10 protein-coding genes are annotated in these 12,202 nt (G+C 35.7%); 5 read left to right on the top strand and 5 right to left on the bottom strand.

Annotated elements, in window-relative coordinates:
* The 4 genes from VNJ50_RS08130 to VNJ50_RS08115 form a co-directional block, all read right to left on the bottom strand.
* Positions 1-480 (bottom strand): IPExxxVDY family protein, encoded by a 480-nt coding sequence (locus VNJ50_RS08130; RefSeq protein WP_325580764.1) that lies wholly within the window; start codon positions 478-480, stop codon positions 1-3.
* Positions 481-606: 126 nt separating this feature from the next.
* The gene (rnc, locus tag VNJ50_RS08125) at positions 607-1,353 is read right to left on the bottom strand and encodes a ribonuclease III (protein ID WP_325580762.1); all 747 of its coding nucleotides are present in this window, start codon (positions 1,351-1,353) and stop codon (positions 607-609) included.
* A 7-nt stretch (positions 1,354-1,360) separates the two neighbouring features.
* Entirely contained in the window at positions 1,361-2,611 is a 1,251-nt protein-coding gene (gene fabF / locus VNJ50_RS08120) for a beta-ketoacyl-ACP synthase II (RefSeq protein ID WP_325580760.1), read from the bottom strand.
* A gap of 12 nt (positions 2,612-2,623) precedes the next feature.
* Positions 2,624-2,857: an acyl carrier protein gene (locus tag VNJ50_RS08115; RefSeq protein ID WP_007647141.1), complete on the bottom strand. Its 234-nt coding sequence runs from the start codon at positions 2,855-2,857 to the stop codon at positions 2,624-2,626.
* Between the two features lie 298 nt (positions 2,858-3,155).
* Between VNJ50_RS08115 and VNJ50_RS08110 the strand changes: the two genes are divergently transcribed.
* From VNJ50_RS08110 to VNJ50_RS08095, 4 genes are all read left to right on the top strand, one after another.
* Positions 3,156-3,731, top strand: coding sequence for a phosphoribosylglycinamide formyltransferase (locus VNJ50_RS08110; RefSeq protein WP_325580758.1), 576 nt, complete (start codon positions 3,156-3,158; stop codon positions 3,729-3,731).
* Between the two features lie 74 nt (positions 3,732-3,805).
* Complete coding sequence (locus tag VNJ50_RS08105) at positions 3,806-4,447, top strand: ribonuclease H family protein (RefSeq protein WP_325580756.1); 642 nt, start codon at positions 3,806-3,808, stop codon at positions 4,445-4,447.
* Between the two features lie 87 nt (positions 4,448-4,534).
* A complete protein-coding gene (locus tag VNJ50_RS08100; protein WP_325580754.1) occupies positions 4,535-5,470 on the top strand; it encodes a PfkB family carbohydrate kinase in 936 nt (311 codons plus the stop codon).
* Between the two features lie 259 nt (positions 5,471-5,729).
* Positions 5,730-7,628, top strand: a complete 1,899-nt coding sequence (locus VNJ50_RS08095) for an amidophosphoribosyltransferase (RefSeq protein ID WP_325580752.1) — start codon at positions 5,730-5,732, stop codon at positions 7,626-7,628.
* Positions 7,629-8,216: 588 nt separating this feature from the next.
* On the opposite strand, the gene VNJ50_RS08090 is transcribed toward VNJ50_RS08095, so the two are convergent.
* A complete protein-coding gene (locus tag VNJ50_RS08090; RefSeq protein WP_325580750.1) occupies positions 8,217-8,825 on the bottom strand; it encodes a superoxide dismutase in 609 nt (202 codons plus the stop codon).
* Positions 8,826-9,033: 208 nt separating this feature from the next.
* On the opposite strand from VNJ50_RS08090, the gene VNJ50_RS08085 reads away from it, so the two are divergent.
* Positions 9,034-12,186, top strand: a complete 3,153-nt coding sequence (locus tag VNJ50_RS08085) for a UvrD-helicase domain-containing protein (RefSeq protein WP_325580748.1) — start codon at positions 9,034-9,036, stop codon at positions 12,184-12,186.
* Positions 12,187-12,202 lie beyond the last annotated feature (16 nt).

Genomic DNA, 12,202 nt, shown 5'->3' with positions numbered 1-12,202 from the left:
TCAAAAAATTAAATTTTCTTTAGATTTTAGTTGGTCCACATCAATAACGTAAGTTGTTATAACTTGTGGTATAGTTTGTATTTTTTCAATGATATCCTTGTCGTCAAAATAGCGGTCATCATTGGATATTTTTATTAAATAATCTACGTTTTTAAGTTCTGGCAATAGATGGTAGGTTTTCAGGATTTTTTCATTGGATGAAAATAGTGATCCCGAACTTTGTAGGCCGTCTTCTTCTTTTTTACAAACGTTTGATATCATGTTCCACGTTGTAAAGTGGTCTTCGTCATGCCATTCATATATTGAATAGGTTGCCGCAAAATATTTATAATCTAAATCTTGAGGGAGGCGCGAGAGGTTTAATTTTAAATATTTATTGAGCAAGTAGGCCAATCGGTAATCTTCCAACCTGCAATGTATGGCAAAAAGCGAGTACGAGGTGTCGTAGAAATCATCTACAAGTAGTTTATGTAACGCCATATTGAAACTAACGTAAGATGTAAATATACCACTTTATCCCAAGTATAATATGAAGTTTTGATTATTCTTAACAGAGAAGTTGGTCGAAATCGTTGTAGTTGGTAACTTTTAACAATCGGAAGAAATCTATTCTTTAAGTGCTTTGTTTATTTTGTTTTGAAAAACAAAAAAAGCGCGTTTTGAAGCTTTCTCTTCGGCTTTCTTTTTAGAGGTTGCACGGCCTTTTGCAACTACTTTCCCGTTTATGGAGAGCTTAACAGAAAAATGTTTGATGTTGTCATTACCGGTGTCTTCATAAACGTTATAGTCAAAAGTACTTTTTTCTTTCTGGCACCATTCAATCAATAAGCTTTTATAACTGATAACTTTTCCTTCGAGCGTTTCGATATCAATATGTTCATTAATGACGTTCTTGTGAATGAACTTTTTACATTCTTTATAGCCTTTATCCAGGAAGACGGCACCAACCAAGGCTTCAAATAGATTGCCATGGATGTTATTTCCAAAGTTGCTTTTTGGGATTTTTGATTGTACAAAATCGATGAGTTTAAGCTCTTTGCCCAATTCGTTAAGATGTTCCCTGCTGACCACTTTAGAGCGCATTTTTGTTAGATAGCCTTCGTCGCCTTCTGGAACTTCGTCATAAAGATAAGCAGCTATAACGGCACCGAGCATCGCATCGCCAATAAATTCAAGTCGCTCGTAGTTAAGGACCATTCCATTTTTGTCCTTCATATTCATAGAACGGTGCGTAAAAGCTTTGGTATAAAGGGTCTTGTCCTTGGGCTTAAAGCCAATGATTTTCTGGATTTCTAAAAAAAAATTCCCGTCATTTTTAGAACGGGAATTTAGTATGTTGCGAATGTAATTCATTCGGGATTTAGTCTAATTTTCTGAATAATACACAGGCGTTATGACCGCCAAATCCAAAGGTATTACTCATGGCTACTTTAATATTTCTCTTTTGAGCCTTATTAAGTGTAAGGTTTAACTGCGGATCAATATTTTCATCAACAACCGTGTGGTTTATGGTTGGGGGCACAATTCCGTGTTCCATTGCCAAAATGGAGGCAATAGCTTCAACGGCACCTGCGGCACCCAATAAATGTCCTGTCATCGATTTTGTTGAATTGATATTGATGTTTTTGGCATGGTCACCAAAAACCTCCGTAATAGCTTTGAGTTCGGCAACGTCACCTAAAGGTGTGGATGTCCCATGCGTGTTGATATGATCAACATCTTCAGGTTTCAATCCGGCATTTTCCAAACAATTTTTCATTACGGCAATCACTCCTATTCCATCAGGATGTGGTGCGGTCATATGATAAGCGTCAGAAGATAATCCACCTCCTACTACTTCAGCATATATTTTAGCACCTCTTTGTTTTGCGTGCTCATATTCTTCAAGAATGATAGCGCCGGCACCTTCTCCCAAGACAAACCCATCTCGGGTTGCGTCAAAAGGTCGAGAAGCCGTTTCTGGGCTTTCATTTCTGGTCGATAAGGCATGCATGGCATTAAAGCCTCCCATTCCTGCTTTGGTAACTGCAGCCTCGCTACCGCCTGTTACAATAACATCACAATACCCCAAACGAATATAGTTTAGAGCATCTATCATTGCATTGGCAGCCGATGCACAGGCCGAAACCGTAGTATAGTTAGGTCCCATAAATCCATGTTTGATGGAGATGTTACCTGGAGCTATATCTGCAATCATCTTTGGAATAAAGAAAGGATTGAATCGCGGAGTTCCGTCACCTGCGGCAAAATTAAGAACTTCGTTTTGAAAAGTTTCCAACCCTCCAATACCTGCGCCCCAAATGACACCAACTCGAAGTTTGTCAACAACGTTAAGATCTAACTTGGCATCCGCTATCGCTTCATCGGAAGCTACCATAGCATATTGCGTAAATCGATCCATGCGGTTGACCAGCTTTCTGTCAATAAATTCTGTAGGGTCAAAGTTTTTTAATTCGCATGCAAATTTGGTCTTGAACTTTTCAGCATCAAAATAAGTTATAGGCGCAGCACCACTTTTACCATTAACCAAGGCTTCCCAATATTCATCTTTGGTATTCCCGATTGGTGTAAGAGCACCTAACCCAGTAACTACAACTCGCTTTAATTCCATAAAGTTTGCTGCTTATTTTGCTGCTTCTATATAAGAGATAGCTTGACCAACTGTAGCAATGTTTTCTGCTTGGTCATCTGGAATTTGGATATCAAATTCTTTTTCGAATTCCATGATCAATTCTACAGTATCCAATGAATCTGCTCCTAAATCGTTTGTGAAGCTTGCTTCAGTGACAACTTCGTTCTCGTCAACACCTAGTTTGTCTACTATAATCGCTTTTACTCTTGATGCAATGTCTGACATAATCTTTTAATTTTAAGTTTTATTAATTGGCAAAAATAAAAAACTTTATTCTAAAACCCATTCTTATTTCTATAATATGCTAGAATGTGTTCCTAAATTAGTGAAAATAGAATGAAGTATTTCTTTTTTACCTCCCAAATGTTAATTATTATTCTTTTTTTTGTTTTCAAATCGGGGCTAATATCTATAATTGAAATGAGATTTGGGAATTTTCAGAGTGATTTTTTTGATTTGCTCAAATTTGAAAGTCACATTGTATATAATAAGGCCATGAATTGTATATAAACAAGAGAGTTAAATGAAACGTATAGTGGTTTTTGCATCAGGAAGTGGTACGAATGCTGAAAATCTGATCAAATATTTTAATGAGAGTCCTATTGGATCTGTGGTTTTGGTATTGACCAATAATCCGCAGGCAAAAGTTTTGGATCGGTGCAAAATTTTAAAGGTAAGCGCACTTTCTTTTAATAGAATTGCTATTTATGAGCGCCAAGATGTTCTTGATATTTTAAAAGCTGCACAGCCCGATCTGATTGTGTTGGCCGGTTTTTTATGGAAATTTCCTGAAAATATACTTCATCAATTTCCAAACAAGGTGATTAACATCCATCCGGCATTACTTCCAAAGTATGGTGGAAAAGGGATGTATGGCAATTTTGTGCACGAAGCTGTTGTGGCCAATAAAGAGGTTGAAACTGGAATTACCATCCATTATGTCAATGAGCATTATGATGAAGGAGCCGTTATTTTTCAGGCGAAATGTGATGTAACACCATCAGATACTTCTGAAACTGTTGCTTCTAAAATTCACGAACTGGAAATGGAGCACTTTCCGAAAGTAGTTGAAAAAATATTATTATCTCAACCACAATAGTGAAGTCGAGAAGTTTCAATTGAAATAATATGAATTCAAAATTATGAGATTCCCGCTTTCGCGAGAATGTAGGTATGTCCAAAAAAAAGAAAAAATATTACACCGTCTGGAAAGGCCACAAGACTGGCGTCTTTGAAAAATGGGACGATTGCAAAGCCCAGATCAAAGATTACCAAGGTGCACAATATAAATCGTTTGACACTTTTGACGCTGCTAAAAAAGCATTACATGGCAATTATTGGGATTATATAGGTAAAGCGAAAAGTTTTAAAAGTGATTTGACCGAAATAGAACTCAAAAAAATAGGCCAGCCCAATTACAATTCCATTGCCGTCGATGCCGCGTCGAGCGGCAACCCGGGGATTATGGAGTATAGAGGTGTGGACACTAAAACCAAAAAGCAACTCTTCATTCAAGGACCGTTCCCGGAAGGGACTAATAATATAGGTGAGTTTTTGGCACTTGTGCACGGTTTGGCATTTCTAAAAAAACATAACAGCTCGCGCATCATGTACACCGACTCCAAAATTGCGATGAGCTGGGTTAGAAAGAAAGCCTGTAACACAAAACTACCACGAAATGAAAAGAACGAAAAACTGTTTGAATTGGTGGATCGAGCCGTCAATTGGCTCAAAACGAATAGTTATACAACCACAATTGTGAAATGGGAAACCAAAGCCTGGGGTGAGATACCTGCGGATTTTGGGAGGAAATAATAATCATTTTGGAATTTTATATCATTAAACATTCATCATTTCGTGTGCAAAATATCCTATCTTTGCAGCAAATTTTGAAACTTTACAATGAGCAAATTAGTAATTGTAGGTACAGTGGCTTTTGATGCCATTGAAACACCTTTTGGAAAAACAGATAAAATTTTGGGTGGTGCCGCCACCTTTATTGGTTTGGCTGCTTCACAATTTAATGTTGATGCTGCAGTTGTTTCTATTGTAGGTGGTGATTTCCCTGAGAAGTATTTGGATTTATTGGCCGATAAAAACATTGATATTTCGGGAGTTGAAATCGTAAAAGAAGGCAAAACCTTTTTTTGGAGTGGTAAATACCGTAATGATATGAACACGCGCGATACGTTGGCTACTGAGCTTAATGTCCTTGCCGATTTTAATCCTGTGGTTCCTCATAATTATAGAGATGCAGAAGTAGTTATGTTGGGTAATTTGCATCCGTTGGTACAAATGAGTGTTTTGGAACAAATGGACAAAAAACCTAAAATGGTTGTTTTGGATACGATGAATTTTTGGATGGACTGTGCCCTTGACGATTTGAAAGCAGTGATCCAAAGAGTAGATGTCATTACCATTAACGATGAAGAAGCACGCCAGTTAACTGGAGAGTATTCTCTTGTGGTTGCTGCTCAAAAAATCCATGAAATGGGTCCTAAATATGTAGTCATCAAAAAAGGAGAGCATGGCGCTTTATTGTTTCATGATGAAAATGTGTTTTTTGCGCCGGCTTTGCCATTAAAAGAGGTGTTTGATCCTACGGGAGCTGGCGATACCTTTGCAGGAGGTTTTTCGGGATACTTAGCAAAAACGGCAGATTACTCTTTTGAAAACATGAAAAATGCTGTGATTTATGGCTCTACCTTGGCTTCATTTTGCGTTGAGAAATTTGGAACAGAGCGTATGGAAAACTTGCAAGATGCTGAAGTGTATCAGCGTTTAAATCAATTTAAGCAACTCACTCAATTTGATATTGTATTAAAGAATCCGTTATAATGTAACGTTTTTAGATATAGAAACTTCTTGCACTAACCGAAAACGAATTTAAAATATTTATAAATTGTTCATACAACACACATCAAATAATTATAGTTATAAACAACATGCTTTTGAATGTTATTCAATGCCATTGATATAAGTTTAAATAAGCGCGCTCAGAAATGGAGCGCGTTTTTTAATCACGTTAATCTGTATAAAGATTAAAATAGTAATCCCGTTACAATATAAATAGCAAATCTAAAATTAATTATACCCAATGAGCGATGCGTTAAAACATGAGTGTGGAATTGCACTCATAAGACTTTTAAAGCCTTTAGATTTTTACAAACAAAAATATGGCAGTGCATTTTATGGCGTCAATAAAATGTATTTAATGATGGAAAAACAGCATAATCGTGGACAGGATGGTGCTGGTTTTGCAAGTATTAAATTAGATACAGCACCAGGAGAACGCTATATTAGTCGGGTGCGGTCCATTGCTCAGCAGCCTATTCAGGATATTTTTGCTCAAATGAACCAGCGTATTAATCGAGAATTTACGGAAAATCCGGAATATCTTGATGATGTCGCTTTGCAAAAAAAGAACATTCCGTATATCGGCGAAGTGCTTTTGGGTCATGTGCGTTATGGGACTTTTGGAAAAAACAGCATAGAAAATGTCCATCCGTTTTTAAGGCAAAATAACTGGATGCACAGAAATTTAATCGTAGCCGGAAATTTTAACATGACCAATGTAAATGAGTTGTTTGAAGGTTTGGTCAGAATTGGGCAACATCCAAAAGAAAAGACCGATACGATTACCATTATGGAGAAAATTGGTCATTTTTTGGATGATGCAGTTGCCAAAAAATACAAACAGCTTAAGTACGAAGGTTATAATAAAAACGAATGTTCACCATTGATCGCTGACCGCCTTAATGTTGCTAAAATATTAAAGCGCTCTGCAAAAGATTTTGATGGCGGTTATGCCATAGCTGGGCTTTTGGGACATGGCGATTCGTTTGTTTTAAGGGATCCTGCCGGAATCCGACCAGCTTATTATTATCAAGATGATGAGATTGTTGTAGTTGCTTCTGAGCGCCCTGTTATTCAAACTGTTTTTAATGTCGATTTTGATGAGGTGCACGAGTTACCACCAGGTCATGCTATTATCACCAAAAAATCGGGAACAACCTCAATAAAGAAGATTGTTTCACCCTTAGAGCGCAAAGCCTGTTCTTTTGAACGGATTTACTTTTCAAGAGGAAGTGATGCAGAAATTTATCAAGAGCGAAAAAAACTCGGAAAATTGCTCATGCCCAAAGTGTTGGAGACCATAGATTACGACACAAAAAATACAGTTTTTTCTTATATTCCAAACACGGCAGAAACCTCATTTTTTGGAATGATTGAAACTGTCGAAGCACACCTTAATAAAAAGAAAACAGAGGCTATTTTAGAAGGTAATGGCGAGTTATCTGCAGAAAAGATAACGCATATCTTGTCTGAGCGCCCTCGAATTGAAAAGATTGCCATAAAGGATGTGAAGTTAAGGACGTTTATTACCGAAGACAGTAGTAGAGATGATTTGGTTGCCCATGTTTATGACGTGACTTATGGCGTGATTAAACCTACGGATAACCTTGTGATAATTGACGACAGTATTGTGCGTGGTACAACGTTGAAAAACAGTATCATAAAAATGATGGATCGCCTTAATCCAAAGCAGATTGTTGTTGTGTCATCTGCCCCTCAAATCCGTTATCCGGATTGTTATGGGATTGATATGGCAAAATTGGAAGATCTTATTGCCTTTAGAGCACTATTGGAATTGTTGAAGGAAAACGATAAATATCATATGGTAGAAGAGGTGTACCAGAAATGTAAAGCACAAATACATCTTGAAGATAAGGACGTTAGAAATTTTGTAAAAGATTTGTACAATCAATTTAAAGCAGAGCAGATTTCGGATAAAATTGCTGAGCTTATTTGCGATTCTACCGTAAAGGCAAAGGTCAAAACCATTTTTCAAACCATTGAAAATCTACATTTGGCATGTCCAAAAAATTTGGGCGATTGGTATTTTACTGGAATCTATCCTACACCAGGAGGCAATCGTATTGTTAACCGGGCATTTATCAATTTTTATGAAGGAAATAACCGACGTGCTTATTAATCAGAAACTAAATGTTTCGTGATGTTGTCGAGCACAAGCAACTGTTAGTCGGATAATTTGACATTTTATCTAATTTTTACTATTTGTTGTTAAAAATCATTCTACCTTAGTGATACCATAACATAAGTAGGTTAAGTTCATGGTAGATTTGGGGCAAAAAAAGGTGGACACTCGTCTGCCTTTTTTTATGCCCCTTTTTAATTTAGAAGTTTATTATTAGTAAATTCTCACGAAGAACCATAAAAATACTTGTTTTTACCTGTGATAAATGTTTAGAAGTATAAAATCATCAATAAAATATCTTTCAGCCTAATTTATAGGTAGTTTATCTAATTTATTTAGCTAATGGATTATGCTCGTATTATATTTGCTTCACCATAACATAAGTAGGTTAAGTTCATGGTAGATTTGGGGCAAAAAAGGTGAACATCCGTTCACCTTTTTTCATTTTAATTCCCATGAAAATGAGAATTTCTGTACTTTAATTTTGCATAGCTATAAAGCTTAACGGATAGCATCGATAGTAGTATCAATAAAAAAAGCAAACCCATTTGGGTTTGCTTTTTTTATAAGTATTAATGATGACGTTTATTTTGCTTCCGCATAACGTCTTTCAACTTCATTCCAATTGATGATGTTAAAAAATGCATTAATATAGTCTGGTCTTCTGTTTTGGTAATTCAAGTAATAAGCGTGTTCCCATACATCCAACCCTAAAATTGGTGTTCCGCCACAACCTATTCCTGGCATTAATGGATTGTCTTGATTTGCTGTTGAGCAAACTGTGACTTTTCCGCCTTTGTGCACACATAACCAAGCCCAGCCAGAACCAAATTGTGTAGCTGCTGCTTTACTGAATGCGTCTTTAAATGCCTCAAATGATTTAAACTCAGCTTCAATGGCATCTTTTAACTCTCCTGACAAACTTCCTTTACCTTCTGGGTTGATAACTTCCCAGAATAAAGAATGGTTATAAAAACCACCGCCATTATTTCTAACGGCTTTATTGTCCATATCTAAGTTGGTTAAAATGTTTTCAATAGTTTTACCAGCTAAATCAGTGCCATCAATGGCGGCATTTAAATTAGTTGTGTATCCTTGATGATGCTTTGTATAATGGATTTCCATTGTTCTTGCGTCGATATGAGGCTCTAAAGCATCATATGCATATTTTAATTTCGGTAATTCGAAAGCCATAGTGTTTATGTTTTTAAATGTTAAAAATTTTTGTACCCAAAATTACGTATAAAACTGTGCATTAAAAAATTTAAACTGCTTGGTTGTTTAGACTTAAGAAAATTTTAACGTTGCTATCCGTATGTTTTAAAACTATGTTTTTATCTAAATTTTAAATATTTAGCTTATAAATCGCCATTAGTTTTTAACTTGTGTAAAAAACCAAATCATGAATGTGACTCCTTCTTTTTTAATATATAATGCTTCTGCTGGAAGTGGAAAAACTTTCACATTGGTGAAATCTTATTTAAAAATTTTATTCACTTCCCATCACCAACTTGCATTTAAGGAAATTTTGGCACTTACATTTACCAATAAGGCCGTTGCCGAAATGAAGGAACGGGTTTTGGATATGTTGATCGTATTTTCTGATCCAAATATTTTAGAAAAACCAACACCAATGTTTGAAGCACTTTCTACTGAACTTCAAATACAATCTGAAGATCTGCATAAAAAATCAAAGACGATATTGAATGCCATCGCTCATAACTACGCGTCATTTGATATTTCGACGATTGATAAATTTAACCATCGACTGATCCGGACCTTTGCATACGATTTGAAATTACCGCTCAATTTTGAGGTGGAAATGGATACGGGAACTATACTTGCAAAAGCCGTAGATCAACTCATCGATAAAGCTGGCACAGAAAAAGCACTTACAAAAATATTGGTCGATTTTGCCATTGAAAAGGCCGATGAGGATAAAAGTTGGGATGTGGCTTATGATTTTAATGAGATTGCAAAATTGCTCATCAATGAAAATGATATGGCTTTTATTGAATCTTTAAAAGATAGATCACCGGATGACTTTAAGGCGTTAAGAACCTCACTTATCAATCAAATTGCGCAGAATGAAGAGGAAATTTTTCAAAAAGCTCAAGAAATGCTTATGCTTATTCAATCGCATGATTTGGAGCATAATGATTTTACAAGAAGTTCCTTACCCGAATATTTTTTGAAATTGACTAAGCATCAATTTGACGCTAACTATGATAATGTTAAATGGCAATTTGATTTAATTGAGGGCAATGCGCTATATCCCGGTCGTATTACTGGCCATAAAGCAGCAACGATCGAGGCCATTCAACCAATAATTGCGAAAACTTTTATACAGACCAAAGAGGGTGTTTCAAAGATTAAATTCTTAAAAAACATTCTCAAAAGTATCACCCCGCTCTCGGTTTTAAGTGCCATTTACAAAACGCTTCAAGATATTAAAACTGATGAAGATTTAGTGCTTATCTCAGAATTCAACAGTATTATCAGTAATGAAATAAAATCGCATCCGGCACCATTTATCTATGAACGGATTGGAGAAAAATACAAGCATTATTTTATTGATGAATTTCAGGATACATCGGCAAAACAATGGGAAAACTTAATTCCACTTATTGACAATGCTATTTCAAATCAGAATTTAAAAGGTGAAACCGGCTCGGCCATGTTGGTTGGCGATGCTAAACAGGCTATTTATAGATGGCGTGGTGGAAAAGCGGAGCAGTTTATCGATTTGTACACGAATTTGAACCACCCTTTTCACATAAAGCAAAGGGTTGAAAATTTGCCGGTCAATTACCGAAGTTTGGAAGCTATTGTAAGTTTCAATAATAGTTTTTTTAAGCATTTGTCCACGTTTGCTTTTTCAGATATTGCGCATCAGAAAATTTATGAGGCAAGCCATCAAGATCAGTTTTTGCAAGGTGAAGGCTTGGTTGAGCTTTCGTTTTTAGAATTTGAAAAAGACGAAAAAGATGAAGTTTATGGCCTAAAAGTTTTGGAAGTAATACACAAAGCGCAGAAAAACAACTTCGAATTGCGGGATATGTGTGTCATCACACGCAAAAAAAATGAAGGTATTGCCATTGCCGAATATTTAAGTATTAAAGGTATTCCTGTTATTTCATCGGAATCCTTGCTGCTTAAAAATTCTCCTGAAGTACAATTTTTGACCAATATCATCGCTTTGGCATCGCAGCCTTATAATGACATGTTAAAGATTGAGGTTTTAAGTTATCTGGCCGATCATCAACTTCAATTGGAAGATAAACATTTGTTTTTTGATCATCTCGTTCATTTGGAAGCTGGCATAATGTTTAAAAAACTGAGCCAATACCATTTGTTTTTTGATTTTAATCACTTTTTACAACTTCCATTTTACGAAGCTGTTGAAAGTTTGATTAGGCAATTTCATTTAAATAAAACTCCCAATGCGTATATCCAGTTTTTTTTAGATGAGGTTTTGGATTATTCATTAAAAAACAATGCTGGATTCTTAAATTTTATGGCCCATTGGACCATTAAAAAAGAAAAACTATCTATAGCCGCACCTCAAGGTGATAATGCGGTGCAAGTTATGACCATCCATAAGTCTAAAGGACTGGAATTTCCGGTGGTCATTTTTCCTTATGCCAATCAGAATATTTATTTTGATTTGGCGCCAAAAATGTGGTTTCCTGTAAATCCTGAATTATATAATGGTTTTTCGGATGTTTTTATTGCGGTTAATAAAGATCTGGAAGGCCTTGGTGAGTTGGGACAAACTAAGTATTTAAACTATAGGTCACAATTAGAATTAGATAGCATCAATCTTTTATACGTGGTTTTGACCAGAGCTGTTGAACAACTTTATATTTTATCTGAATTTGATGTGGATAAAGGTCAGAATGAAAAACTGGGCTTATATTCAGGATTATTCATTAATTATCTGAAAGCTGTTGGTTTGTGGCAGGATTTAGAAAGAACATATACGCTTGGGCAAACAAATCGTGTGCTTCCCACAAAGAAAATAGAACATGCCGAAATTCAAAAGCAGTTTATTTCGGTGGCTAAAGAAAACCATGATTTAAAAATCGTCACCAATGCAGGTTATTTATGGGATACAGAGCAGGAAACTGCGATTGAAAAAGGAAATTTAATCCACTTAATCTTATCAAAAATTAGAACTAAGGATGATATTGATTTTGTTTTTGAAACGCTTGAAGATAAGGGAGACCTTAATGAACAACAAAGTATGGAATTAAAATTGGTGATTAATGCGATGGTTAGTCATGCGCAACTCAAAGATTATTTTGTTCCAGAGCTTACGGTTTATAATGAAAAAGACATTATGGTTTCGGGCGGTCTTATTTTTAGACCAGATCGGATAGTGATCAATGAACAAGGCGATGCCGTGATTATAGATTATAAAACGGGCGCAGAGGATCATTCCCATCAAAACCAAATTATACAATACCAGAGTATTCTTGAAGACATGGGTTTTAATGTGGTCAAAAAAATACTTGTTTATATAAATGAGGACATTCAGGTAAAAGAACTTTAACTTTGTATAAAAATAA

This window comes from Gelidibacter sp. (assembly GCF_035577925.1).
GTDB lineage: Bacteria > Bacteroidota > Bacteroidia > Flavobacteriales > Flavobacteriaceae > Gelidibacter.
This window is presented reverse-complemented; position numbering and strand designations above follow the sequence as displayed.